A 24609-nucleotide genomic window follows, 5' to 3' on the forward strand; every position below is an offset into this window, starting at 1 on the left:
GTGAGCCGCACTCACCACCCCGCTCCCTACCTTTCGGCTGTCCACGACGGGACCGACGGGAGGGCACGCATGGAGCGCTACGAGATCCACCTCGAGGGCCGGCTCGACGCCCGCTGGGCCGACTGGTTCGACGGCATGGCCCTCACCACCACGGCCCGCGGCACCACGCTCCGCGGCCCGGTCGCCGACCAGGCGGCACTGCACGGCCTGCTCCGCCGCATCCACGACCTCGGCCTACCCCTGCTCACCGTCACCCGCCTCGACGTTCCACCGAACCGGAGGACCTCCCCATGACGACCACCGCCCCACCCCGCCCGACGACCGCCGATCCGCTGCGCCGCAGGGCGTTCGCCGCCGGCGTGTTCTACCTCGTCACCTTCGTGTCGATCCCCACCCTGGCGCTCTACGGCCCGCTCGGCGACCCGGCCGCCTTCCTCCTCGGGTCCGGCAGCGGCACTGCGGTGCTGTGGGGAGCGCTGTCCGAGGTCGTCGTCGCGATCGCCTGCGTCGGCACCGCGGTGGTGCTGTTCCCGGTCACGAGGCGCCACGGCGAGACCGCGGCCCTCGGCTTCGTAGCCTCCCGGACCGTCGAGGCCACGCTGATCCTCGCCGGGGTCGCGATCGTCCTGACGATGGTGGGCCTGCGCGGCGATCCCGCGGCCGCCGCCCTCGGGCCCGTGCTCTCGACCGGCTACGACAAGGTCTTCCTGCTCTCCCAGAGCCTCGCGCCGGTGTTCAACGCCCTGTGCCTCGGCACCGTGCTGTACCGCTCCGGCCTGGTCCCGCGGGTCCTGCCGCTGCTCGGGCTGATCGGCGCCCCGCTGCTGCTGGCGTCCGACGTCGCCGTCCTGTTCGGGCTCTACGACCGCAACGCCCCGCTCGCCGCGCTGCTCGCCCTGCCGATCGCCGCCTGGGAGCTCGGGCTGGGGATCTACCTGGTGGCCAAGGGCTTCCGGGGAGGGGCTAACGCCCCGCGGGCCACGGCCGGGGTAACGCGCCCGGCGTAGCCATGAGCGTGACCCTGCCGCGAGTCGAGGGAGCCCGGATGCCGATCGTGACCTACAGCCGCCGGTTCGGCGATCTCGCGACCGCAGACCCCGACGCGCCCGCGGTGACCTGCGGCGAGGAGACGATCAGCCGGGCCGAGCTCGTGCGCCGGGCCGACGTGCTGGCCGCCGATCTCGCCGCCCGCGGGCTGCGCCACGGCGACATGCTGACGATCGCGCTCCCCAACTCGGTCGAGTGGCTGGTCGCGGTCCTGGCCGCCTGGCGGGTCGGCGCGATCCCGCAGCCGGTCTCGGCCCGCCTGCCCGCCCGCGAGCTGGCCGCGATCGTCGAGCTGGCGAACGCCCCGGTCGTGCTCGGGATCGATCCCGGCCTGTTCGAGGGCCGGACCTCGCTGCCGGCCGGCCACCGGCCGTCGGGCACCGACGAGGCGATCGCGGCCCTCCCCGACGTCGACGACACCGCCACGGCCTCGCCGGCCTGGAAGGCCCCGACCTCGGGCGGCTCGACCGGCCGCCCGAAGATCATCGTGGCCGGCGAGCCGGCCCTGATGGACACCGACGCCGAGCTGCGCTTCTTCATCCAGCGCGACGGCTGCATGGTGATCCCCGGGCCGCTCTACCACAACGGCCCGTTCGTCTGGGCGATCCTGGCGCTGCTCGAGGGCAACCACGTGGTGGTGCTGCCCCGGTTCGACGCCGAGGCCACCCTGGCCGCGATCGACACCCACGGCGGCCAGGTGACGATCGTGGTGCCGACCATGATGAAGCGCATCCTCCGGCTGCCCGAGGAGGTGCGCGCCCGTTACGACCTGAGCAGCCTCGTCGCCCTCTGGCACACCGCGGAACCCTGTCCGGCCTGGCTCAAGCGGCAGTGGATCGACTGGATCGGCCCGGAGCGCGTGTGGGAGGCCTTCGCCGGCACGGAGGGGCAGACCGCGACCCGGATCAGCGGGGCCGAGTGGCTCGCCCACGAGGGCTCGGTCGGGCGCCCGGTCGAGGGCGCCGTCCGCATCCTCGACGTCGACGGGCACGAGCTCCCCGCCGGCGAGATGGGCGAGATCTGGATGCGCAACCTCGGCGACAAGCCGACCTACCACTACCTCGGGGGCGAGTCCCGCGTCCGCGACGGCGACTGGGAGTCCCTCGGCGACCTGGGCCGGGTGGACGAGGACGGCTACCTCTACCTGGGCGACCGCACCGGCGACCTGATCATCTCGGGGGGCGTCAACATCTACCCGGCGGAGGTCGAGGCGGCGATCCAGGAGCATCCGCGGGTGCGCTCGGTCGCGGTGATCGGCCTGCCCGACGACGACCGCGGCGCCCGGGTCCACGCCATCGTCGAGGCCGACCCCGGTCTCGACGCCGACGGGCTGCGGGCCTTCCTGGCCGACCGCCTGGTGATCTACAAGCAGCCGTGGACCTACGAGTTCGTCACCACCTCGCTGCGCGACGACGCCGGCAAGGTCCGCCGCGGCGCGCTGCGGGCCGAGCGGGTGGCGACGCCGGCAGCGAGCTAGACCGGCGAACTGGGCCGGCCGGGCCCGTCGGCCCGGCCGGCTGCGCAGGCGGTCAGTACGTGATGAGGGGCTTGATCACGCCGTCCCGCTTGTCCCGCATGACCGCGAAGGCCTCCTCCGCGTCGGCGATGCCGAAGCGGTGGGTGGTCATCGGGGTCGGGTCGACCTTGCCCGTGGCGAGCAGCCGCATGAGCCGTTCCATGCGGTCGCGACCGCCCGGGCACAGGTCGGTGGTGATCGTCTTCCCGGCCATGCCCAGCCCGAACGCGTCGAGCGGGATGGTCAGCGTCGGTCCACCCTCGCCGTGGTAGCCGAGGTTGGAGATCGTGCCGCCGGCGCGGGTTGCGCGCAGGCAGCCCTCGAAGGTGACCTGCGAGCCGAGGGCCTCGATGGCGGAGTCGACGCCGTCGCCGGTGATCTCGACGATCTGCTCGGCGGCGTCGCCCTTCGAGGGGTCGACCACGAGGTCCGCGCCGAACTGCTTGGCCAGCGCCGCCCGGTCCGGGCGGCCCTCCACCGCGATGATCAGCCCGGCGCCGAGCAGCCGCGCGCCCAGGGTGGCGGAGAGCCCGACCGCGCCCTGCGCGAACACGGCCACCGTGCCGCCCAGCGGGATGTGCGCGTTCTCGGCGCCGACGAAGCCGGTCGAGAGCATGTCGCAGGCATAGACCGCGACCTCGTCCGCGAGCCCCTCCGGGATCGGGGCGAGGTTGTAGTCGGCGTCGTTGACGTGGAAGTACTCGGCGAGGTTGCCGTCCTTCTGCGCCGTGTAGCGGTAGCCGCCCAGCGCCCCGCCGCACTGCGACGTGAAGCCGCGCTGGCAGTAGTCGCAGGTGCCGTCCGGGGTGACGGCGTTGACCGCCACCCGGTCCCCGACCTGCACGGACGTCACGCCGTCGCCGATCTCGTGGACCACGCCGACGCTCTCGTGGCCGAGCATCCGCCCTGCCGGAACCGGGAGCACCCCGGCGACGGTGTGCACGTCGGACGTGCAGATCAGGGACGCGGTGGTGCGGACGACCGCCTCGCCCGGCCCGGCCGTCGGGATCTCCCGCTCGACGAGCCCGATGGTCCCGTCGCCGAGGAAGGCCAGCCCGCGCATCACGCCGGACCGTCCAGGAGCTCGCCGAGGTGCGCGTCGATCTGCGGCATGTAGGTGGGGGCGACGGCGAACAGCCCGAGGTGGCCCAGGACGTCGTCGACCACCCGGAACTCGGAGTTCTTGATCCGCTCCTGTTCGGCCCGGCAGTCCCGCGGCGGGAAGAACATGTCCTCGCTGATCGGCATCACGAAGGTGCGCGCGGTGATCCGGCCGAGCGCCGCGTCGAGGTCGCCGCCGGTGTGGCGGGCGACGTCGCCGCGCTGCCACTTCCACGCCATGCAGATCAGGTCGTTGGGGTCCATCACGGTGAAGTACGGCTGCAGGAAGCCCTCGAGGAAGGCCTCCTTGGAGTCGAACTCCAGCGCCCGCCACACCTCCTGCTTCCAGAACTCCGTGGAGAAGCCCATCACCGCCCAGATCCGGGCGTGCCGCTCCAGACCGGCGACGACCTCGGCGTTCGAGGTGTACTCGCCGCCGGCGAAGCCGGGATCGGAGGTGATCGCCTCGACCAGGGACCGCGAGAAGAGGACGTCGTGCGGGGTGACCTGGGCGGTCCCGGCGATCGGGGCGGCGCGCTTCACCTTCTCGGGGAAGCGGACGGCCCACTCGTAGGTCTGCTGAGCGCCCATCGAGCCACCGACGACGGCGTGCAGCGTCTCGATGCCGAGGTGCTCGCGCAGCAGCCGTTCCTGCGCGACGACGTCGTCACCGATCCTGACGTGCGGGAACTTCGACATCGAGATCGCGGCGTTGTCCCCGGATGCGTTGTGGGGGGACGTCGAGAGCCCGGAGCCGATCTGGTCGACCACCACGACGAAGTACTTCGCGGGGTCCAGCGCGTGGCCGTCGCCGATGTACTGGTCCCGCCAGATCTGGTGGGTGCCGGAGAACCAGGTGGTGACGAGGACGGCGTTGTCGCGCGCCTCGTTCAGGGTGCCGAAGGTGGTGTAGGCCAGCCGGCAGTCCGGGATCGAGCCACCCTCCTCGAGATCGAGCCGGCCGATGGACACGAGCTCGTAGTCACCGTGGAACTCGTGCGAGTAGTAGGGGTTGTCGATCATGCGAACTCCTCGTCGTCGTCGACGAGTCACTGTCGGCTGTGTCCTGGGCCACCGCGTGTCCGGAAATGGGACACGCCGCGCCCTTGACCCGTGACGGACGATGGACGGCGGGACACGAGGAGGTGCCCGTGTCGTTCGACGGTCCTGATCGCCGCCTGCTGTTGGTGAGCGCCCGCGCGGAGCTGCTCGACGGCGGGCTCGCCGGCAGCACCGTCGACGGGGTCCCGGACCACGTCGCGGCCTCCTGGCGGCGCAGCGTGGCCGGCGGGGTGCCGCCGGACACGGTGGAGAGCCCGTACACGACCGAGCTGGACTTCCAGTCCCGCCTGGTCAAGTGCGCGCGGCCGGTGATCGACCAGCTCGCCGAGCAGCTCTCCGACGTCCCCATGTGCGTCGCGCTCACGGACAGCCGCGCGCGCATCCTGGCCCGCAAGGACAGCAGCCACTGGATCGGGCGGGTGCTCGACCGCGTCCAGTTCGCGCAGGGCTTCGGCTACGCGGAGGGCCTGGTCGGCACCAACGGCGTCGGCACGGTGATCGAGTTCGGCGAGTCCGTGCACATCGTCGGCGCGGAGCACTTCGTCGACTCGCTGCAGGCCTTCGCCTGCGCCGGGGCGCCGGTCCGCGACCCCTTCACCGGGCGCATCGAGGGCGTGCTGGACATCAGCTGCCTCGCCGACCAGTCCACGCCGATCATGCACTCGCTCGTGCGCAACGCGGCCCGGCTGATCGAGCACAACCTCGTCCAGGACCGTGACCAGGCACAACAGGCCCTGTTCGACGTCTACTCCCGGGTCGACGCCCGCACCCGGGACGCCGTGGTCGCGGTCGGGCCCCGCGTCGTCGTGGCCAACACGGCGATGCAGACCCTGCTCGACGCCCACGACCAGGACACGCTGCACGACCACGTCCGTTTCCTCGCGCCCCGGCACACGACCGTCGACCAGCGCGTCGACCTGCCGTCCGGTGCGCGCGTGCGGCTGCGGGGGTCCACCGTCGCGATCGGGGACGACATCGCCGGGATGATCGGCGTCGTCACCCTGCTCGACGAGGTGGAGGGGGCGGTGGGCGCGCCGGCACTCGCGCCGCTGCACAGCTCGTCCCCCGGGCTGGGCGCCGCGGCCGGATCCGCCCGGACGGAGCTGCGGGCCGGGCGTCCGGTGCTGGTGCTCGGCGAACCGGGCTCCGGGCGCTTCCGGCTGCTCGAGGAGCTGTACCGGCTCGACGAGCCGGCGGGCCGCCTGGTCAGGCACCCCGCCGCGACCGTCGAGCAGGATCCCCGCGGGTGTGCGCGGGCCCTCACCCGACCGCTGCCGGGGGTGCTGCACGTGCTGTGCGACATCGACCGGTTGTCCGCCTCGGCCGGTGCGCAGCTGCTCGACGAGCTGGCCGACCCACCGCTGTTCGTGGCCACGGCGGAGACGCAGCCGGCGCTGCTGGCACTCTTCCGCGGCTGCGTGACTGTGCCACCGCTGCGCCACCGCACCGCCGACCTCGCCGAGCTGGTCAGGGCGCTGCTGGCCGAGCTCGCCCCGCACCGCGAGGTACGGCTGTCCGTCGAGGCCACCCGGATGCTGGCCCGCTACCGCTGGCCGGGCAACGTCCGGGAGCTGCGCGAGGTCCTCGCCTGCGCACTGACGACCCGACCGGTCGGCGTGATCGAGGTCCACGACCTGCCCGCGCGGTGCCAGAGCACCCCGCGCAGCGTGCTGCGCCCGGTCGACGAGCTCGAGCGGGACGCCATCGTCACCGCCCTGCGCGAGGCGGCCGGCAACCGCAAGGCCGCCGCCACCGCGCTCGGCCTGGCCCGCTCCACCCTCTACCGCAAGCTCCGGCAGTACGGGATCTCCGATTGATCATGTCCCTTGTTGGGACACCTCCGGGGTGTGGGACACGGCTCACGCTGGTCCTGAACACACGGGAGGTGGGACGACGATGTCAGCACAGTCCACGACACTCGAGCTGGACGCGGTGGTGCTCGGCGCCGGGGTGGCCGGGCTCTACCAGCTGCACCAGCTGCGGGAGCAGGGCCTCAACGTCCGCGCGTACGACGCGGCAGGGGATGTCGGCGGGACCTGGTGGTGGAACCGCTACCCGGGCGCGCGCTTCGACAGCGAGGGCTACATCTACCAGTACCTGTTCGACGAGAAGCTCTACAAGGGCTGGTCCTGGAGCGAGAAGTTCCCCGGTCAGCCCGAGATCGAGCGGTGGCTGCACTACGTCACCGAGCGCCTCGACCTGCGCCGCGACATCCGGTTCTCCACCCGGATCACCTCGGCGGACTACGACGAGGAGCGCGGCCGCTGGACGGTCCGCACCGACAAGGGCGACGTGATCGACACCCAGTTCTTCGTCAGCTGCGCGGGCATGCTCTCCGCCCCGCTGACGAACCAGTTCGAGGACCAGGACTCGTTCCGCGGGCAGATCGTCTACACGTCGTCGTACCCCGAAGGGGGTGTCGACGTCGCGGGCAAGCGGGTCGGGGTCGTCGGCATCGGCGCCACCGGGATCCAGGTGATCCAGAGCATCGCGCACGAGGTCGGCCACCTCACCGTGTTCGCCCGGACCCCGCAGTACGTGCTGCCGATGAAGAACCCGAAGTACGGGCAGGCCGAGCACGACTGGTACCACGGCCGCTACGAGGAGCTGCGCAAGACGATCCCGCACACCTTCACGGGGTTCGAGTACGACTTCGTGCACGTCTGGGCGGAGAAGACCCCCGAGGAACGGCAGCAGATCCTCGAGGAGATCTACCAGGACGGATCGCTCAAGCTCTGGCTCGCCGGCTTCGGGGAGATGTTCTTCTTCGAGGAGGTCAGCGAGGCCGTCTCGGAGTTCGTGCGGGACAAGATGCGGGCGCGGCTGAAGGACCAGCACCTGATCGACGTCCTGGTCCCGACCGACTACGGCTTCGGCACCCACCGGGTCCCGCTGGAGAACGGCTACCTCGAGGTCTACCGGCAGCCGCACGTCGATCTGGTCGATGTGAAGGACAACCCGATCGCCCGGTTCCGGCCGGAGGGCATCGAGCTGACGGACGGCACCGTCGTGGAGCTCGACGTGGTCGTCCTCGCCACCGGCTTCGACGCCGGCACCGGCGCGCTGACCCGCATCGACATCCGCGGGCGGGACGGCCGGTCGCTGGCCGAGGAGTGGGGCCGCGACATCCGCACCACGATGGGCCTGGCCAAGCACGGCTACCCCAACCTGCTGACGACGGCGGTCCCGCTCGCCCCGTCCGCGGCGCTCTGCAACATGACCACCTGCCTGCAGCAGCAGACGGAGTGGATCAGCGGCGCGATCCGGGACCTGCGGCAGTCCGGGAAGGCCGTCATCGAGCCGACCGCCGAGGGCGAGGAGGCCTGGGTGGCCCACCACGAGGAGGTCGCGAGCGCCACGCTCGTGCCGAGGACGAACTCCTGGTACCTGGGCTCCAACGTCCCCGGCAAACCGCGGCGGCTGCTGTCCTACATCGGCGGGGTGGGGACCTACCGGCAGAAGTGCGACGAGGAGGCGGCCGCGGGCTATCCGTCCTTCGAGCGCCGCTGACCTCCCGGCCCCGACCGCGCCGCGCGGTCGGGGCCGGTGTCACCACCGGATCTCGGCCCCCACCGGCCGGTGGTCGCTCCCCGTCGCCGGCAGCACCCAGGAGTCCGGCGGCTCGCCGCCGCGGACCAGGATCTGGTCGGAACGCACGACCGGGAAGGTCGCGGGCCAGGTGAAGCCGAAGCCCTGCCCGGCCGGGGTGAGCTGCGCCGTGAGCGGGGCGAACGCGCGGTCGTCCAGGGTGCCGTTGAGGTCGCCGAGCAGCAGGACGTTCCTGGTCGGTTCCGCGGCGAGAGCCCTGCTCAGCGCCTGGATGCCTCCGTCGCGGCTCTCCGTCCAGAAGCCGTTGCGGGGAAAGATCCGAACCGATCCCAGGTGGGCGACGTACACCGCGAGCGGCCCCCGGTCCGTCGCCACGGTGGCGCGGAGGGCGCGGGTGGTGTCCAGGGCGACGTCGACCGGGCGGACGTCCGTCAGTGGGTACCGGCTCCACAGCCCGACCGAGCCCTGCACCGTGTGGAACGGGTAGGCCGCGAGCTCCCGCTCGTAGACGGTCCGGGCCTGCGGGGTGATCTCCTCCAGGGCCAGCAGGTCCGCGCCGGAGGCGAGGAGGTCGCGGGCGGTGCCGGTGGGATCGGGGTTGTCGGCGCCGACATTGTGCGTCACCACCTTCAGGCCGCCGCCCGGGTGGGACCGGTCGACCAGGAGCCCGCCGAACATGCTGAGCCACACGGTGATCGGCAGCAGCAGCGCGACACCCGCGGCGGCAGACCGCCGGGCCAGGGCGACGATCGCCAGCACCGGGACGAACAGCCCGAGCCACGGCAGGAACGTCTCCACCAGGCTGCCGAGGTTGCCCACCCGGTTCGGGATCCACCGGTGCAGCAACAGGACCAGGCCCAGCAGGATCGCGAGCGCCGCCGGGACCCGGCCGCGCCTCCACAGTCCGGGCGGGGTGCGGGTGAGGGTGGACATGGCGGTAGTCCACCCGGCGCCGCGTTGCCGGGGCGTATCCGTTTTCCGATACGTCCGCGATAGGCGCGCGTCGGTACCCTCGGGAGGGTGCGGGTGCTGATCGTCGAGGACGAGCTCTACCTGGCGGAAGCCATCCGCGACGGCCTCCGGCTCGACGCGATCGCGGCGGACATCGCCGGCCACGGCGATGCGGCGCTGGAACTGTTGGGCGTCAACACCTACGACATCGCCGTGCTCGACCGCGACATCCCGGGCCCGTCCGGGGACGAGATCGCCACGCACATCGTCGAGTCCGGCAGCGGGATGCCCATCCTCATGCTCACCGCCGCGGACCGGTTGGACGACAAGGCCTCGGGGTTCGGGCTCGGCGCCGACGACTACCTCACCAAGCCCTTCGACCTGCGTGAGCTGGTGCTCCGGCTCCGCGCGCTCGACCGCCGGCGCGCGCACGCCCGGCCGCCGGTGCGGGAGCTCGCCGGTCTGCGCGTCGACCCGTTCCGGCGCGAGGTCCACCGGGACGGCCGGTACGTGGCGCTCACCCGCAAGCAGTTCGCGGTGCTGGAGGTGCTGGTCGCGGCCGAGGGGGGCGTCGTCAGCGCCGAGGACCTCCTGGAACGGGCGTGGGACGAGCACGCCGACCCGCTCACCAACGCCGTGCGGATCACCGTGTCGTCGCTGCGCAAGCGGCTCGGCGAGCCCTGGCTGATCGCCACGGTGCCCGGCGTCGGCTACCGGATCGACGCATGAGCGTCCGGCTCAAGCTGACCCTCAGCTATGCCGGCTTCCTCATGCTGGCCGGGTTCCTGCTGCTCGCGGCCGTGTGGGTGTTCCTGCTCCGCTACGTGCCGGACGAGTGGCCGGCCCTGCTCGGGATCGCCCCCAACCGCCAGCTCCTGGTGCACGCCTTCACCCCGGCCGCGGCGATCGTCCTGCTGGTCCTGCTGGTGCTCGGGCTCCTCGGGGGCTGGGTGCTGGCCGGCCGGATGCTCGCCCCGCTGGCCCGCATCACCGACGCCACCCGGCTCGCCGCGAACGGCTCGCTCGCCCACCGGATCCGCCTCGGCGGGCCGCCGGACGAGTTCCGCGAGCTCGCCGACGCCTTCGACACCATGCTCTCCCGACTCGACGCCCACGTCGCCGAGCAGCAGCGCTTCGCCGCCAACGCCTCCCACGAGCTGCGCACCCCGCTCGCGATCACGAAGACGCTGCTCGACGTGGCCCGCTCCTCCCCGTCGCCGCCCGATCGCGAGCTGCTCGACCGGCTCCACGCCGTCAACGTCCGGGCGATCGACCTCACCGAGGCCCTGCTCGTCATGAGCCGCGCGGGGCGGCGGACCTTCGAAAGGGAACCCGTCGACCTGTCGCTGCTCGCGGAGGAGGCCACCGAGACGCTGCTGCCCCTGGCCGAGAAGCACGGCGTGACCGTCGAGACCCGTGGCGACGTGGCGGCGACGTCGGGCTCGCCCGCGCTCCTGCTGCAGCTGACCACCAACCTGGTGCACAACGCGATCGTCCACAACCTGCCCGGACGGGGCGGGGTGTGGGTCGCTACCCGCACCAGGCCGGACGGCGTGGTGCTCGAGGTGGAGAACACCGGCGAGCGGCTCGCCCCGGAGCTCGCCGCGCGGCTCACCGAACCGTTCGCGCGGGGCACGTCCCGGATCAGCGCCGACCATGCCGGCGTGGGCCTCGGGCTGGCCATCGCCCGCACCATCACCGAGGCGCACGACGGCACGCTCACCCTGACGCCGTACCCCGCGGGCGGGATCCGCGTCACCGTGGAGCTGCCCCTCGACCGGTCGAGCGGGATCCGGCGCGCGGCGGCGCCCGCCTGATCCGTTCTTCACAGCGCGGCTTCAGGCGGGCTCTGGCACCGTCGGTCGGGTTCGGACAACCCAGGAGCCCGTCGATGCCCTCACTGATCCGCCGGTTCCGCAGACAGCTGCGGAACTCCAGCCTCACCCCGGAGCAGGTCACCCGGCCTGCCGTTCCGGGTGCCCCGCAGCACGCCGGGGATCGGCTGGTGCCGCGGGTCGTCGCCGGGCCCGCCGGCACCGTCGCACGATGCGCCCGCACCGTCGCGCGGACCGCCGACGTGGCCAGCAGCGGCCGCGTCGCCCGCCTCACCCTCCAGGCGGCGCTGGGGATGCAGAGCCTGCGAGCCGACCCCACCCACGTCGTCCCGGTGCGCCTGCGCGAGGGGAGCACGGTGTGGCTGCGGCCCCGCTCCCACGACGTGTCGGCGCTCGAGTTCGTCTTCGAGGACCATCACCTGCCGCCGGCGGACCTGACCGGGCCCGTACGCCGGATCGCGGTCCTCGGCGCCAACATCGGCCTGCTCCTCGCCGACCTGGGCGACCGCTACCCGGACGCCCGCCTGCTCGCCGTCGAACCGGACCCCGGCAACGCGGCCGTGGCGCGACGCAACCTGCAGCGCTTCGCCGGCCGGGCCGAGGTGGTCGAGGCCGCCGCCGCCATCGACGACGGCACCCTGACCCTGAGCTGGGGCCACGACGCCTGGGGGCTGCTCCAGAACGCCGACGACGAGGCCGCGCCGGCCGAGAGCATCACCGTCCCGGCCCGCGACACCGCCGCCCTGCTGCGCCGGTTCGCCGACGACGAGCCCGTTGACTACGTGCTGGTCAACATCGAGGACGCCTGGTACGACCTCCTCGCCGACCGGGACTGGACCCGCAACGTCCGCGCGATCACCATCGAGATCCAGGACCACTACGACGAGGCGGTGCCGCTGCTCGAGTCCCACGGCTTCCGGGCCCGCCTCGAGCCGCTGGAATGGGGCGCCTTCCTCATCGGCGTACGCCCCTGACGGGCCGCTGCCCCTGACGCTAGTCGAGGCCGTCGAGCAGGCTCTGCGACAGCTCGACGATCCGCTCCAGTGCCTCCCGCTGCGTCGCCGTGGTCGGCCCGTCGAGCTCGGGAGCGACCTGGAACTGGCCCACCCGGCGCAGCAGCTCGTGCAGTCGGGGATCCGGCGGCCGGACGAACACCGGGCGTCCGTTCACCCAGACCCAGCCCGGGGTGCCGTCGATGATCCCGCTGAGGATGCGGAAGTCCTGCCGGAAGTCGGTCGGCTCGTCGACCCCGACGAACACGACGGGCCGGCGCGCGTGCAGGCACAGCGCGACCATGCCCGCACTGACGTCGGCCAGGATCAGCTCCATCTCCTCCACCGGAGGCTGCGCCGTGCCGGTGAGGCCGAACTCGATCGCGAGGCCGAACACCGAGGACCTGTCGGGATCGACGAACTGGCGGGAGTACGCGTAGTCGATGCTGGTCCCGGACATCGGGGAGTGGTCGCCCGCACCCGGCGTCTTCCGGTCGAAGGCCTGGATGCGCTGGTAGTCCTCGCCGCGGACGTCGCGTACCGCGTCGGCGACGACCTCGACCGCCTTCTCCATCGCCGCCCGGTGCGCCGGGTCGAGGTACTCGGAGTACCGGTCCGCGTCGGCGGTGCCGCGCATGCCGTCGTAGGCCGCGTTGAAGAAGGTCATGCCGGGCCGGTCGGACTGGTTCGGCGCGTCGCCCCAGCTGTGCATGACCTGGCCGCCGTTGCAGTGGATGTCGAGCAGCCACGTGATCTGCGGGAACTCGTCGAGCAGCCAGGCGACGTTCAGGGTCTCGGCCTCGCGGCCCGCCTCCCGGCCCCGGTAGTGGTCGCTGCCGGGCGCGAGGCTGCCCATCGTCGGCGCGTGGAGCACGGACGGGTCGAACGCCTTCTCGATGTCCCAGAGGAAGTCGAAGTTGCGGTTGAGGTCGGTGCCGATCCGGGGGTCGGTGTCCGACGGCCGGCTGCGGTTCTTCCGCCAGTTCCGCTGGTCCTCGTCCGCGCCGGGCTGCTGGCTGTAGGCGCGGCCGTCGGGGTTGATGCAGGGGACGACGAAGACGTCGACGGTGTCGATGATCGAGGCGATCTCTCTGGCCCCGAACGTCTTCCGCCGCTCGCCGTAGACGAGATCGGTTCCCGCGACGTGGGTGTCCAGCAGGTCGGCGGCGAACCTCAGCGCGATGTCCGCGCCACCCCATTCCATCGCGTGCAGGCCGGCCAGGAACAGGACCCCGGCGCGCACGCCGCCGTCGTCCGGCTTGCCGATGCGCAGCGCGGTGGCGGTCCGACCCTCGAACGTCGGGTACTTCAGCGGGACCAGGCGGCACAGCGTGGGATGCCGCTCCCTGAGCTCCACCAGGCCGGACTCGATCTCCTCGACGGTGAGGTAGTGCACCCGGATCCCCGCTTCCTCGCCGCGGCGAGCCGCGCCCGGCCCGCCGTCCGGAGGATCTCGCCCGGGCCGACGACCGCGTTATCGCGGGGCTCCCGCGCCGGACCGGCACCGTCGCCGGATCAGTCGTCGAGATCCGCCCGGGAGAACCGGACCTCCTCGACGTCCAGCACGGACTGCACCTGGCGCAGCACGATGTCGTCGATCCGCTGCTCGTCGCGCAGCTCGAGGAGGGCCTCGCGCTTGCGGGCGATCAGGGCGAGCCACAGGCCGGCGTACTGGTCGTCGTGCCGGACCGCCTGCTCGTCGTGGTCGCCGTCGGCCGCCAGCACCGTGCGCCGCTTCTCGAACTCGGTGCGCACCCGCTCGACGACCCGCTCGTCCGTGCCCAGCTCGGCCGCGGTGGCCTCGATCGAGCCGATCGCGGCGTCGGTGATGTACACCTCGGCGAACTGCCGCTCCTCGGCGACGGAGTTGTCGACCGGGAGCCGGGCGAACCGCACCACCCGGGGCAGCAGCAGCGCCTGCAGGAGGGTCAGCACGATGACCCCCGAGGTGATGACGACGATGAGGTCCCGATCGGGGAAGGGCGCGCCGGAGTCCAGGGTCTGCGGGACGGCGAGGACCGCGGCCAACGAGACCGCGCCGCGGAACCCCGCCACGGCGCTGACCGAGCGCTGCCGGGCCCCGAGCCTGCGCAGCCGCTGCACGGGCCGCCGGTCGAGCGCGCGGATGATGTAGGGCGTCGTGTAGAGCCACGCCAGGCGAACCCCGACCACGACGGCCGTGACCAGCAGGATGTCGACCAGCGCCCGGACGAGCGAGACGCTGGACAGACCGCGGACCGCGATGTGCGCCTGCAGCCCGACGAGCACGAACAGCGCGCTGCTGAGCACCGTCGTCGACACGTTCCAGAAGGGGACCGACGTCCGCCGGGTGGCCGCATTGGTGATGCGCGGCGACACCTGGCTGATGAACAGCCCGCACACGACGACCGCCAGCACCCCGGACGCGTCGACCGACTCCGCCAGCAGGAACGCCGCGAACGGCGTCACCAGCATCGCGATGTTCTCCAGCATCGGGTCGTCCATCCGGCGCCGCAGCTGCCAGCTCAGCAGGCCGACCACCGCTCCGGCGAGCACCCCGCCGCCGTAGGCCAGCAGCAGCAGACCGCTCACGTGCAGCGGCGTCAGTGTGTCCTCGCCGACGGTGGCGCCGACCGCGAGGCCGTAGATCACCAGGGCCGTGCCGTCGTTGACCAGGCTCTCCGCGCGCAGTGTGGTCACGGTCCGGCGCGGCAGCCGCCGGGCCAGGACCCCGACCGCGGTCGCGTCGGTCGGGGCGAGGGCCGCGCCCAGCACCCAGGCCGGGCCCCAGGCCAGGCCGATCGCGTGCGCCACGGCCGCCACGGCCGCGGCGGTGGCGAAGACCAGCAACGTGCTGGTCAGGACCACGACGCGCAGGTTGTTGCGGATCTCCCGCAGGGAGGTCGTCAGGCTCTCCCAGTAGAGCAGCACCGGCAGGAACACCAGCAGCACGACCTCGGGCGGCAGCTGGGCCTCGCGCAGGTGCGGCGCGAACCCGACGAGCACCCCCACCAGCACCAGCAGGATCGCCGGCGCGATCGGGTAGCGCCGCGCCAGCGCACCGCACACCACCAGGGCGACGCCGAGGACGACCGCCATCTCCAGTCCGAGCACGCCCCCATCGTGGCGTGTCCGCGCGCAACCGTCGGCAGGGACCGTTCAGGGTTCCGTGACCCGAGGGCCGTCGCGCAGCGAACGGATCATGCCCCGCAGGATGCGGAGCGCGGCCGCCTGCTCGGACCCGGTCAGCCCGGACAGCATCCTGACCTCGACGGACCGGACCGCGGCGGACGCCTGCTCCAGGCTCCGCCGACCCCGGGGCGTCAGCCGTGTGGGAAGGACCTTCCCGACCGGGGCCTCCGCCGGCCTGATCACGAGGCCCTCCCGCTCCAGGGCCTGCAGCAGCACGTTCATCGACTGCCGGGTCACGAACGCGCCGCGCGCGAGCTCGGAGTTCGACAGGCCCGGCCGCTGGGCCAGCAGCTCCAGGCAGGAGTAGCGGGTCACGGTCATCCCGAGCGGGCGCAGCACCTCCTCCATGGCCAGACGGAGGGCACTCGACGCCTCCTTGAGGAGGTAGCCCAGCGACGTCTCCAGGTCGACCCCGTCTTGACTCATGTCAGGATTCTGACATAGATTGGCCCGTGTCAGAAACCTGACACGACTCGAGGAGCATCCCATGCCCGCCACCGGCCCCGACTTCGTCTCCCTGCAGGCCCGCGATCTCGCCGCGTCCCAGGCGTTCTACGAGCGGTACCTGGGCCTCGTCCGCTCGCCGGCCGGGCCGCCGCACGCCGTCGTCTTCGACACGAAGCCGATCGCCTTCGCGCTGCGCGACGTCGTCCCCGGCACCGACCTCGACTCCGGGGACCGGCCCGGCATCGGCGCGGCGATCTGGCTGCACGCCACGGACGTCCAGGACATCCACGACGCACTCGCCGCCGCGGGCCACACCATCGTCGCCGCGCCCGTCGACGGGCCCTTCGGCCGGACCTTCACCTTCGCCGACCCGGACGGCTACCAGGTCACCCTGCACGACCGGGCCTGAGCACCGCCGATCCGTCGATGAGTTCCGCCGGACCCGGCGGTCTCCCCTGGCAACGGACCCCGACTCCCCCAGGAGCAGTGCCATGACCACCACCGCGACCGGCCGCCACGTCGACGTCAACGGGATCAGCCTCTACGTCGAGACCCACGGATCGGGGCGGCCGCTGGTCCTGCTGCACGGCGGGATGATGTCCGGCGAGCAGTTCGCCCCGATCCTGCCCGTGCTGACGCCGACCCGACAGGTGATCACGGTCGACCTGCAGGGCCACGGGCGCACCGCCGACATCGACCGGCCGCTCGCCCTGGACACGATGGCCGGCGACGTCGCCGCGCTGATCGAGCACCTGGGGCTGGACCGGCCGGACCTGGTCGGGTACTCCCTCGGCGGCGGGGTGGCGCTGCACGTCGCGGCGACGCGCCCCGAGCTGATCGGGCGGCTCGTGCTGACCTCGGTCTACCTCCGCTCCGACGCGCTCGACCCCGCGATCGCGGCCCAGCAGTCCCAGGTGGGCGCCGCCGCGGCGGAGTTCATGGTCGGGACACCCCCGTACGAGCTCTACCAGCGGGTCGCGCCGCGCCCCGAGGACTTCCCGCGCCTGCTGGACAGGCTGGGCGAGTGGATGACCCACGACTTCGACTACTCCGAGCTGGTCCGGGGCCTCCGGATGCCGACGCTGATCATGGCCGCGGACGCCGACATGGCACCGGTCCGCCACTTCGCCGACGCGTTCGCCCTGCTCGACGGCGGGCTGCGCGACGGCGGCTGGGACGGCAGCGGCCGCCCCACCGGCGGGCACGCCCTGGCGATCCTGCCCGGACGTACGCACTACGACATCACGGACTCGCCGTTGTTCGCGCCGTCTGTGCTCGACTTCCTCACCGTGGTGGCCGGCTGACCCAGGTCGTGCCGGGCACGGTCGCGTCAGGTTCCCGCCAGCCTCGCGACGACCGGCGCGAACTCCACGGCGTCGGGCACCTGGAAGCTCGAGATCCCGTAGCGTTCCCGGACCGCCAGGAGGTGCTCGACGATGCGGTCCACCGAGCCGACCGCCATGAACGGGCTGCTGTAGACGTGCTCCGCGGTGATGCCGTGGGCGGACACCAGGTGGTCGACGTACTCGTCGGGCCTGTCGGTCACGACCCCGCCGGTCGGGAGGCGCAGCTCGAGCTCGTCGAACCGGTCGCCGGCGCCGTCCCGGATCCACTCGATCTTCTTCTCGAGGTGCGGGACGCTCGCCGTCGCCTTCATGCCCACCGGGTCGATCTTCGGGGGGAAGGGCCCTGGGCCGCCGGGCGAGATCTCCACCGCCTCCGCGAGCCGGCCGGCCAGCCCGAGCACCTTCCGACCGTGCCCCCCGATGACGACCGGCGGCCCGGGCTGCTGCCGCGGCGGCGGCACGAGCTCGATCTCGTCGATGCGGTAGAACTCGCCCTCGAAGGCGAACCGGCCACGCCACAGTCCCTTGAGGATCTCGACGTACTCCGCGAGCCGGCGGATGCGCGTACCGGGGGTTTCCGGCGGCAACCCACCGGCCACGAAGTCGCGCTCCATCGACCCGGCGCCCACACCGACCTCGACCCGGCCTCCGGAGAACTGGTCCATCGTGGCGTACTGCTGGGCGAGGACGAACGGGTGGTGGAAGCTGACCGGGGTGAAGCCCGTGCCGACCCGCAGCCTCGTGGTCGCGTCGAGCACGGCCATCAGCGCGGGCACCGGCGCCCACTGCCAGCCGTCGGCACCGGGATACGCGTAGTGCTCCCGGACGTGGAAGGTCGTGTACCCGAGATCGTCGACCATTCGGGCGTACTCCCGATAGTCCCGAACGCGGTCCTCGACGTCGGTCCCGACGAACGTGCGAGCGGTGCGGAAGGCGAAGGGCCGAAGCGTCACACGGAGCAGTATCACCCGACGGGGCCGTCATTCGGGAACAGCGGCACGGAGCTCCGCGCGCGCCGACGCAGGGCACGCCGCAGGACCGACCGCGTGACGGCGGCGTTCGCCGACCCGGCCGCCACCCCGACCAGCAGCGCCACCCACCACGGCACCGAGCCCGTCGCCAGCACCGCGAGGCCGGTGGCCGCGCCGAGAAGGCAGCCGCCGACGGTGACCAGGAGGATCCACACCATATAGCCGCCACTGTGCTGCGACGCCGCGTAGGGCGTCGGCCAGTCGTCGTGAATGCTGTCGGAGAGATACCGCTCGAGGTGCGGCGCCCGGGAGACGAACAGATTCCGCAGCCGCGACTGCACCTGCTCCGCCTCGGTCTGCGCGAGTCGGCAGCGAAGATCCCGGGCGAGGATCACCGACACCAGCGCCCAACCGCCGGCTGCCAGTGCCGCGGAGCCGATCCGGAGCGCGCCCGGATCAGCGGTCCACAGGCCGGCCAGCAAGGCTGTTGCGGCCGAGCCCAGGATCGCCAGGCCCGCGCCGAGGAGCGCGAGCGACTGGTCGATCCTCGTGAGGGCGCTCTGCACCATCACCGTCCGCCGCTGGTATTCCGCCAACGCCACCTGTAGCCCCACCGCCTCGGCGACCGGATCACGAAGGGCATCCCGTTCGCGCGTCAGCCGCGCGATCGTCTCGGTCCGGCGGAGAAGCTCGGCCTCCAGCGCCTGATGATCCGGCTGACCGCACGTCATCTCGCCCGCTCACCCCACCAGAACGTCGACTACTCGGGTCTCGCCGCCAGCTCGGAGGCTGTTACTCCTCTGTGCACCCGAGCCGTACACCCGCGGCGCCGTCGCGGCGCCGTCGCACTGTGGCGCAACCGCTTCGTGGTCGGATGTCGACGGTCCCAGACGGTCGACGTCCCGCTGATCCACATCTGTCCGAGGAGATCCGCGAGCTCGACCACGACCCGCAACCCCTCGGACAGACCGCGCCGCTCAGCTGCTGGCCTGGGTGGGGGACGGTCCGCGGCATACGCTCTCACGAGTTCGGACGGATGCCGTGACCTCAGGGAAGTCGGACCGTGGGGATCGCGGACAGGCTCAGGTCTCACCCTCGGCGGACATCGTGATCCGCCGGCGCAGCTCTGCTTCCCTGCCGAGCACGATCTCCATCTGGGCCACCGCCCACGCCGACCGCTCCAGGGGCACCACCGCGACCCCGTCGGAATCCGCGACGACCACGTCTCCGGGACCCACCACCACTCCGCCCGCCGCGACCGGTCGACCGACCCACCCGGGGCCGGTCTTGAACGGCCCGGCCGGGGTCGTCCCTCTCGCGAACACCGCGAGGCCGTTCGCGTCGAGGACGTCCACGTCGCGCACCGCTCCGTCGACGACGGCGCCCGGGACCCCCCGCACCATCATGATCTCACCGATCAGGTCGCCGATCAGGGCCCGGCTCAGATCCCCGGCCCCGTTGACCACGAGCACGTCACCGGGCTCGGCCTCGTCGAGCGCCCGGTGGATCGCCAGGTTGTCCCCGGCCCGCACGACGACCGGGAGGGCGAACCCGACCATCCGGGTTGCCGTGCTGGTCATGCACCGAATTCCGGCGTCCATGACCAGCATCCGCCCCAGCGCGTCGCCGACCACCGCTGCGGGCGCCGTGGCGAACAGCTCGCGGAGATGTGGGTCCGGCCGCTGCCAACGCCCGGCAACCGAGATCGACGACGCGTCCTCACCGATGAACATTCGACTCCTCGTCCGTCCTATGCCGACATCGTGCGACCGGGCGCCACGACGACACCGTCCGGCACATCGCCGTTCAACGCCTGCCAGATCGATGCCACCGCAGCCCGACCCACTCGCAACATCGACTCGGCCGTCTGCGCGCCGATGTGGGGGGTGACCAGGACGTTGTCCAACGGAGCGCCCAGCAGCTCACCCGCGCCGAGGCCGCCCCCGGAGTCCGGCTCGTGCTCGACGACGTCGAGCGCCGCACCCGCCAGTGGACCGTTGCGCAGACACTCCACCAGCGCGGCCTCGTCGACGAGTTCTCCCCGGGCGGTGTTGACCAGGAACGAGCCAGGTCGCATCGACCTCAGCTCCTCACGCCCCATGATCTTCCTCGTGCTGTCGACCAGCGGCAGGTGGAGACTGACGATGTCGGATCCGCCGAGGAGCTCGTCGAGCCCCACACAACGCCCACCCAGTCCCTCGATCACGCCTCGCTCCACGAAGGGATCGTGCACCAGGACCGGCATACCGAAGCCGCCACGGGCGATCTCCAGCACCGCCTGGCCGATCCTCCCGAACCCGATCAGTCCGAGAACCCTGCCGGAGATCTCGACACCCGTCAGGCCACCCCTCAGCTCGTCCCAGCTCCGCGACCGCGCGAACGCCGTCGCCGACGAGACGTTCCGCACCAGACTCAGCGTGAGGGCGAACACCAACTCCGCCACCGCTCGGCTGTTGGCTCCCGGGGTGACGGTCACCCAGATGCCGTGGTCCGCGGCCGCCCGGAGATCGACGTTGTCCGTCCCCACGCCGTGCCGAGCGATGATCTTCAATCGTGGGGACGCGACGATCATCTCGGCGGTGAAGGCCTCACCCCGGAGCAGTACTGCGTCGACGTAGGACCGGACGTCCACGTAGTCGACCGCGTCCGCGCCATAGCCCAGGAACACCCGGGCCCAGGCCTCCAGCCCACGCAGCACGTCGACATGGACGGGATCCGACACGTACACGGCCGGCATGCTCACAACGGCATCGCTCGAATCAGTGGTCACTCGGGAGCCTCCGCTACAACGATCGTCGGCAAGGTGGGAAGGCCCCGACCACGGCGTCCGGCACGTGCGCCTCGCAGCCGGCCGCCGGGAGCGCTCGAGACCCTCACGCCGAGGCCGAACGTGGCTGTTCCACCGCTCCACAACCTGTAATAAAATCGGGACAGTGTCACGTTCTATCTAGTGTGAGGAAGCGCCGCATATGATGTCAAGTGCAGCTGTGCAGGTTCCGGTGCGCCCGCCGGTCGGCACGCACTGTCTTCCCCGTGCCTGCCGAGATCGACGTGAGGACCGGTTGTCGTGACGACGGACACCAGCACACCTGTGACGATCGCCGGCAACGACCGCATCATCCAGGTGCTCGACGCACTCGTCCGGCGCGGCTCCCAGGGATGGGGCGTCCGGGAGCTCTCGACCGCACTCGACGCGAGCCGCACCACGGTCCACCGCGCGCTCCTCGGCCTCGCCGACTCGGAGTTGGCGGCCGCCGACCCCGCCGGGAACTACTCGATCGGACCACGGGCACGGGTTCACGCCGCACTCCTGCACAGGCGCCATCCACTGTTGGTCCACGCTCCGTCGATCCTCGAGACGCTGAGCCGGACCGCCGACGCGACGGCACTGGTCGGAGTCCTCGGCCCCGACGACGACCAGGCCTTCGTCGCCGCGATCCGCGAGCGGGAGGGGCCGATGCGATACCAGTTCCACGCCGGCGCGCCTCTCCCGCTGCACGCAGGCGCGGTCGGGCGCGCCATCCTGTCGGTGACCGGCGTGGGTGTCCTCCCCGAAGAGCTGCCGCAGTACACGGAGCGGACGGTCACCGACCACGCGGTCCTGCGCCGCGAGATCGAGGAGATCACCGTCCGCGGTTTCGCCCTCAGCGAGGGGCAACACATACCCCTGGCGACGGGGATCGCGGTGCCCGTTCGAATGCCCGACGGCCTGGTGGCAGCCGTGTCCGCATCCCGCCCGCGCTCAGAGGTGCAGGAGGCGATGATCCCCGACCTGGTCGAGTGCGTGCGGGCGGCAGCCCGAGATCTCCACGAGGCGGTGGCCGCGTCGAGCCCACACCCGGCTGCCGGCGTCGAACCGCATCCCGCCCGGTCTGCCGTCGAACGCCTCGAGAAGCTGGTCGAGCTGCTCGTCCGCTCGCCCACCCGGATCCCCTCCGGCGCAGCGCTCGGCCGCGTCCTCCGCGTCAGTTCGATCACCTCCTCCCGCCTCCAGTCCTCTGCGGAGGTCGCGGGCCTCGTGCTCCCCCGACCGGACGGCGGCCTCACGTCAGGACCGCTGCTGCTGCGATGGGCCGCGACCTTGGGAGCACGCTTCGACGTCGCCGTGCTGGCACATGAGCACCTGGTAGCACTCGCGTCGACCACCGGCGAGACCGTCGGTATGGCCCTCTACGACGCCCATACCGAGAGCGCGACGATGGCGGCCGTCATCGAGGGGCGGAAACGGATCGGCTACACGATCGCGGAGGGGTCGGAGGTGCCACTTCATGCCGGGGCGGCGGGGAAGGCGATTCTCGCCTTCTGCGACGCCGCCGTGGTGGAGCGGGTCTCCTTGGCGCCACTGACGGCGAACACGACCACCGACGTGCGTCGGTTGCGAGCCGACCTGGCCGACATCACCCGGGCCGGGTCGGCGGTGGCGGGCGGCGAACGGATTCCCGAGGCATTGGGCATCGCCGCCCCGATCTTCGCCGACGGGGTCGTCCGCGGATCGGTGACCATCACCATCCCGCGAGCCCGCGCGGACAGCGGCTCCGTCGAGCAGCTGCTCGACGAGGTACGCCGGACGGCTCGACGCGTCTCGACACTCATCTCGGTGGGCCCGGAGCTCCCGGTCGGCTGATGTGCGGACCGGCAGGCTCGCCATCGGCAGGTCCCCTCACCGCAGCTCACCGATGGACCTCACCACCACCGTGTTGACGTCGACCCCCGCCGGCTGGTCGAAGGCGAAGAGGATCGCGTCGACGACCGACTCCACACCCATGGCAGGCCCCGCAAGCTCCGGGAAGAACGGTGTCGCCGTCCGACCCGGGGCCATCAACGTCACCCCCACTCCGACCGTCGTGGCGTACATCCGCAGGTTCTCCGCGAGGCCGGTGACCGCCCACTTCGTCGCGGAGTAGAGGTTTCCCGGCGATGCCGTGAACCCGCCGACACTGCCCAGGAGGACGATCCGTCCGCGCGAGGACGCCAGGGCCGGGAGTGCCACCTGCGCCAGCAGCGCGGGACCGAGGACGTTCGTGAGCACCATGTCCGCCCACAGCTCCGGCCTGCCACCGCCGCCGAACACGTTGTGGCCGTTCGCGTGGTAGTCGGCCGAGGCGAGACCGGCGGCGGCAAGGATCCCGTCGAGCGACCCGAACACCTCGGTGGCCACCTCCACGGCCCGGCTGACGTCCTCGACCGACGTGGCGTCTCCGGTCACGGCCCGGACAGTCCCCGCGCCGGTCCTCGACACCACGGACGCGAGACGTTCGGCATCGCGGTCGAACACGACCACGTTCCGGCCCGCTGCCGCCACGCGGGCCGCGAACGCGGCGCCGATCCCACTCGCTCCGCCCGAGACGACATACGTCCCCGGGCCCTTCGTACCCGCCTCAGAGACGGGCACGCCGGACGAGACCGGCGCCCTGCACGGCGTCACGTGTGTCCTGCTCGAGTCCGAGTCATTGGCCGACACCACTGCTACGAGCACATCTCCTTGGCCGACCTGCCCCAGATCTTGGCGGCATTGAACTGATCGATGTCGGTCACCGTCAGGAGGGGGATGTAGTTGACCTTGTGCGGCGGGTCCGCCGTGAACGCCGGAGGGTCCGCGGCCACCGGGTACTGGACGTCGCCGGGAACCGTCTTCTGGGTGGCCAGGAACTGCGCTGCCACGACGACCCCCAATTGCCCCTCCGCCTGGGGCGACTGGATCGTGGTCCCCAGGATCTGTCGGTCGGCGAGTGCCGAGACTCCGCCGTTGCAGGCGTCGGCCACCATCCACACGTCCTTGTTCAGCTCGAGCCCGTTCTCACGGAGCGCTTGAGCCACGCCGACGGCCGCATCGGTCGTGTAGGTCTGCAGGAAGTCGATCTGTCCGCGGAAGCGCGCGATCAGCGGGCTCGCTGCCACGTAGGTCGGTTGGGCCGCGGCGTACACACCGGCCTCGGTCGCGAGGATCGTGAACGGTTTGCTCGCCATCGCGTCCATGAAGCCCTTGGTCCGGTCGATCGCCGTCTGCGACGTCGCCGGGCCGAAGATCCGGAGCAGGTTCCCCTGCGGGCTCTTCAGCGCCACCCCCTTCGCCTCGAGATCGGAGCGGGCCTTGGCCAGCAGCGCTTCCGCTGCGGCACCGACCTTCAACGAGTCGCCGGAGACACTGCTGGTCACGTACGGTTCGGTTGCCGGAATGGGCGCCCTCGTCAGCTGGATGACCGGTGCGATCTGCGAGAGCTGCCTGACCGAGTTCACCGAGGCCGCGACGTCGACCGGGAACCACAGGATTGCGGCCGGCTTGTCGCCGGATGCCACGAACTGCCGCACCAGCCCGTCCTGCACCGTCTGGTCGAGCTGCGGTGTGAGGATCGCCCGGTAGGTGAACCCCATCTGTTTGGCCTGCTCCTGCACGGCCTCGTTCTGGAGTCGGTTGTAGGCCACCTGGTCCGTCAGCCCGAAGAACACGATCTCCTTCCCGGCGCCGTCGAGGCTCCCGCTCGGCGATGCCGCCCCACCGGCCGCGGGTGCACCGCCGCATGCGGCGACCAGCACCGCCAACGCGGCGAGACCGCTCGTCAACACCATGTGGTACCACCGTCTGGTCGACGATGGTCGCGCGCTGCTGTTCATGACCGACCT

23 protein-coding genes are annotated in these 24609 nt (G+C 71.9%); 11 read left to right on the top strand and 12 right to left on the bottom strand.

Annotated elements, in window-relative coordinates; translation table 11 throughout:
• Positions 1-69: 69 nt before the first annotated feature.
• Genes ABD324_RS30170 through ABD324_RS30180 form a run of 3 tightly spaced genes read left to right on the top strand, consistent with a single transcriptional unit; the run spans position 70 to position 2524 of the window.
• On the top strand, positions 70-294 hold the full coding sequence (locus ABD324_RS30170) for a hypothetical protein (protein ID WP_344424776.1): 225 nt from the start codon (positions 70-72) through the stop codon (positions 292-294).
• On the top strand, positions 291-1007 hold the full coding sequence (locus ABD324_RS30175) for a DUF4386 domain-containing protein (RefSeq protein ID WP_344424779.1): 717 nt from the start codon (positions 291-293) through the stop codon (positions 1005-1007). The genes ABD324_RS30170 and ABD324_RS30175 overlap by 4 nt, the downstream gene beginning before the upstream one ends.
• A gap of 38 nt (positions 1008-1045) precedes the next feature.
• A complete protein-coding gene (locus tag ABD324_RS30180) occupies positions 1046-2524 on the top strand; it encodes an AMP-binding protein (protein WP_344424781.1) in 1479 nt (492 codons plus the stop codon).
• A 52-nt stretch (positions 2525-2576) separates the two neighbouring features.
• Here the strand turns inward: ABD324_RS30180 and ABD324_RS30185 are convergent, their stop codons facing one another.
• Positions 2577-3626 (bottom strand): zinc-binding dehydrogenase, encoded by a 1050-nt coding sequence (locus tag ABD324_RS30185; RefSeq protein WP_344424784.1) that lies wholly within the window; start codon positions 3624-3626, stop codon positions 2577-2579.
• Entirely contained in the window at positions 3626-4687 is a 1062-nt protein-coding gene (locus ABD324_RS30190; RefSeq protein ID WP_344424786.1) for an alpha/beta fold hydrolase, read from the bottom strand. Before ABD324_RS30190 ends, ABD324_RS30185 begins: the two co-directional genes overlap by 1 nt.
• 128 nt (positions 4688-4815) lie before the next feature.
• Between ABD324_RS30190 and ABD324_RS30195 the strand changes: the two genes are divergently transcribed.
• Together ABD324_RS30195 and ABD324_RS30200 are read left to right on the top strand one after the other, a co-directional pair.
• Entirely contained in the window at positions 4816-6543 is a 1728-nt protein-coding gene (locus ABD324_RS30195) for a sigma-54-dependent Fis family transcriptional regulator (protein WP_344424788.1), read from the top strand.
• A 79-nt stretch (positions 6544-6622) separates the two neighbouring features.
• Positions 6623-8236, top strand: a complete 1614-nt coding sequence (locus ABD324_RS30200; protein ID WP_344424791.1) for a flavin-containing monooxygenase — start codon at positions 6623-6625, stop codon at positions 8234-8236.
• A 39-nt stretch (positions 8237-8275) separates the two neighbouring features.
• Here ABD324_RS30200 and ABD324_RS30205 read toward each other — a convergent pair whose 3' ends face one another.
• The gene (locus ABD324_RS30205) at positions 8276-9208 is read right to left on the bottom strand and encodes an endonuclease/exonuclease/phosphatase family protein (protein ID WP_344424794.1); all 933 of its coding nucleotides are present in this window, start codon (positions 9206-9208) and stop codon (positions 8276-8278) included.
• A gap of 87 nt (positions 9209-9295) precedes the next feature.
• On the opposite strand from ABD324_RS30205, the gene ABD324_RS30210 reads away from it, so the two are divergent.
• The 3 genes from ABD324_RS30210 (at position 9296) to ABD324_RS30220 (ending at position 12035) form a co-directional block, all read left to right on the top strand.
• Positions 9296-9955 (top strand): response regulator transcription factor, encoded by a 660-nt coding sequence (locus ABD324_RS30210; protein ID WP_344424796.1) that lies wholly within the window; start codon positions 9296-9298, stop codon positions 9953-9955.
• Positions 9952-11043 (top strand): sensor histidine kinase, encoded by a 1092-nt coding sequence (locus ABD324_RS30215; RefSeq protein WP_344424799.1) that lies wholly within the window; start codon positions 9952-9954, stop codon positions 11041-11043. Before ABD324_RS30210 ends, ABD324_RS30215 begins: the two co-directional genes overlap by 4 nt.
• A gap of 74 nt (positions 11044-11117) precedes the next feature.
• Positions 11118-12035 (top strand): class I SAM-dependent methyltransferase, encoded by a 918-nt coding sequence (locus tag ABD324_RS30220; protein ID WP_344424802.1) that lies wholly within the window; start codon positions 11118-11120, stop codon positions 12033-12035.
• Positions 12036-12054: 19 nt separating this feature from the next.
• Here the strand turns inward: ABD324_RS30220 and ABD324_RS30225 are convergent, their stop codons facing one another.
• The 3 genes from ABD324_RS30225 to ABD324_RS30235 all read right to left on the bottom strand — a co-directional run bounded on the left by ABD324_RS30225 (position 12055) and on the right by ABD324_RS30235 (position 15650).
• Entirely contained in the window at positions 12055-13449 is a 1395-nt protein-coding gene (locus ABD324_RS30225; protein WP_344424805.1) for a M14 family zinc carboxypeptidase, read from the bottom strand.
• A gap of 119 nt (positions 13450-13568) precedes the next feature.
• Positions 13569-15146 carry a Na+/H+ antiporter gene (locus ABD324_RS30230; RefSeq protein WP_344424808.1) on the bottom strand — a complete coding sequence of 526 codons (1578 nt, stop codon included), beginning with the start codon at positions 15144-15146 and terminating at the stop codon, positions 13569-13571.
• A gap of 45 nt (positions 15147-15191) precedes the next feature.
• Positions 15192-15650 carry a MarR family winged helix-turn-helix transcriptional regulator gene (locus tag ABD324_RS30235; protein WP_344424810.1) on the bottom strand — a complete coding sequence of 153 codons (459 nt, stop codon included), beginning with the start codon at positions 15648-15650 and terminating at the stop codon, positions 15192-15194.
• A gap of 61 nt (positions 15651-15711) precedes the next feature.
• On the opposite strand from ABD324_RS30235, the gene ABD324_RS30240 reads away from it, so the two are divergent.
• Complete coding sequence (locus tag ABD324_RS30240; RefSeq protein WP_344424813.1) at positions 15712-16080, top strand: VOC family protein; 369 nt, start codon at positions 15712-15714, stop codon at positions 16078-16080.
• Between the two features lie 82 nt (positions 16081-16162).
• Positions 16163-16975, top strand: coding sequence for an alpha/beta fold hydrolase (locus ABD324_RS30245; protein ID WP_344424816.1), 813 nt, complete (start codon positions 16163-16165; stop codon positions 16973-16975).
• A 26-nt stretch (positions 16976-17001) separates the two neighbouring features.
• On the opposite strand, the gene ABD324_RS30250 is transcribed toward ABD324_RS30245, so the two are convergent.
• The 4 genes from ABD324_RS30250 to ABD324_RS30265 all read right to left on the bottom strand — a co-directional run bounded on the left by ABD324_RS30250 (position 17002) and on the right by ABD324_RS30265 (position 20725).
• Complete coding sequence (locus tag ABD324_RS30250; RefSeq protein ID WP_344424819.1) at positions 17002-17970, bottom strand: LLM class flavin-dependent oxidoreductase; 969 nt, start codon at positions 17968-17970, stop codon at positions 17002-17004.
• Between the two features lie 11 nt (positions 17971-17981).
• A complete protein-coding gene (locus ABD324_RS30255; RefSeq protein ID WP_344424822.1) occupies positions 17982-18719 on the bottom strand; it encodes a hypothetical protein in 738 nt (245 codons plus the stop codon).
• A gap of 351 nt (positions 18720-19070) precedes the next feature.
• Positions 19071-19721, bottom strand: coding sequence for an RraA family protein (locus ABD324_RS30260; protein WP_344424825.1), 651 nt, complete (start codon positions 19719-19721; stop codon positions 19071-19073).
• A gap of 17 nt (positions 19722-19738) precedes the next feature.
• Positions 19739-20725 (bottom strand): hydroxyacid dehydrogenase, encoded by a 987-nt coding sequence (locus tag ABD324_RS30265; RefSeq protein ID WP_344424828.1) that lies wholly within the window; start codon positions 20723-20725, stop codon positions 19739-19741.
• Positions 20726-21055: 330 nt separating this feature from the next.
• On the opposite strand from ABD324_RS30265, the gene ABD324_RS30270 reads away from it, so the two are divergent.
• Positions 21056-22612 (top strand): IclR family transcriptional regulator, encoded by a 1557-nt coding sequence (locus ABD324_RS30270; RefSeq protein ID WP_344424830.1) that lies wholly within the window; start codon positions 21056-21058, stop codon positions 22610-22612.
• Positions 22613-22648: 36 nt separating this feature from the next.
• On the opposite strand, the gene ABD324_RS30275 is transcribed toward ABD324_RS30270, so the two are convergent.
• Positions 22649-23464 carry an SDR family oxidoreductase gene (locus tag ABD324_RS30275; RefSeq protein WP_344424833.1) on the bottom strand — a complete coding sequence of 272 codons (816 nt, stop codon included), beginning with the start codon at positions 23462-23464 and terminating at the stop codon, positions 22649-22651.
• Positions 23455-24555 (bottom strand): substrate-binding domain-containing protein, encoded by a 1101-nt coding sequence (locus ABD324_RS30280; RefSeq protein ID WP_344424836.1) that lies wholly within the window; start codon positions 24553-24555, stop codon positions 23455-23457. Before ABD324_RS30280 ends, ABD324_RS30275 begins: the two co-directional genes overlap by 10 nt.
• Positions 24556-24609 lie beyond the last annotated feature (54 nt).

The organism is Pseudonocardia ailaonensis (assembly GCF_039531635.1).
Taxonomy (GTDB): Bacteria; Actinomycetota; Actinomycetes; order Mycobacteriales; family Pseudonocardiaceae; genus Pseudonocardia; species Pseudonocardia ailaonensis.

Excerpts from the sequence above, each read along its gene's own strand:
- ABD324_RS30175 (WP_344424779.1), top strand. The coding sequence starts at position 291 with ATGACGACCACCGCCCCACCCCGCCCGACGACCGCCGATCCGCTGCGC.
- ABD324_RS30245 (WP_344424816.1), top strand. The coding sequence starts at position 16,163 with ATGACCACCACCGCGACCGGCCGCCACGTCGACGTCAACGGGATCAGC.
- ABD324_RS30240 (WP_344424813.1), top strand. The coding sequence starts at position 15,712 with ATGCCCGCCACCGGCCCCGACTTCGTCTCCCTGCAGGCCCGCGATCTC.
- ABD324_RS30215 (WP_344424799.1), top strand. The coding sequence starts at position 9,952 with ATGAGCGTCCGGCTCAAGCTGACCCTCAGCTATGCCGGCTTCCTCATG.
- ABD324_RS30265 (WP_344424828.1), bottom strand. The coding sequence starts at position 20,725 with ATGCCGGCCGTGTACGTGTCGGATCCCGTCCATGTCGACGTGCTGCGT.
- ABD324_RS30180 (WP_344424781.1), top strand. The coding sequence starts at position 1,046 with ATGCCGATCGTGACCTACAGCCGCCGGTTCGGCGATCTCGCGACCGCA.
- ABD324_RS30200 (WP_344424791.1), top strand. The coding sequence starts at position 6,623 with ATGTCAGCACAGTCCACGACACTCGAGCTGGACGCGGTGGTGCTCGGC.
- ABD324_RS30220 (WP_344424802.1), top strand. The coding sequence starts at position 11,118 with ATGCCCTCACTGATCCGCCGGTTCCGCAGACAGCTGCGGAACTCCAGC.
- ABD324_RS30185 (WP_344424784.1), bottom strand. The coding sequence starts at position 3,626 with ATGCGCGGGCTGGCCTTCCTCGGCGACGGGACCATCGGGCTCGTCGAG.
- ABD324_RS30205 (WP_344424794.1), bottom strand. The coding sequence starts at position 9,208 with ATGTCCACCCTCACCCGCACCCCGCCCGGACTGTGGAGGCGCGGCCGG.
- ABD324_RS30170 (WP_344424776.1), top strand. The coding sequence starts at position 70 with ATGGAGCGCTACGAGATCCACCTCGAGGGCCGGCTCGACGCCCGCTGG.
- ABD324_RS30260 (WP_344424825.1), bottom strand. The coding sequence starts at position 19,721 with ATGTTCATCGGTGAGGACGCGTCGTCGATCTCGGTTGCCGGGCGTTGG.
- ABD324_RS30235 (WP_344424810.1), bottom strand. The coding sequence starts at position 15,650 with ATGAGTCAAGACGGGGTCGACCTGGAGACGTCGCTGGGCTACCTCCTC.
- ABD324_RS30190 (WP_344424786.1), bottom strand. The coding sequence starts at position 4,687 with ATGATCGACAACCCCTACTACTCGCACGAGTTCCACGGTGACTACGAG.
- ABD324_RS30280 (WP_344424836.1), bottom strand. The coding sequence starts at position 24,555 with ATGGTGTTGACGAGCGGTCTCGCCGCGTTGGCGGTGCTGGTCGCCGCA.
- ABD324_RS30255 (WP_344424822.1), bottom strand. The coding sequence starts at position 18,719 with ATGACGTGCGGTCAGCCGGATCATCAGGCGCTGGAGGCCGAGCTTCTC.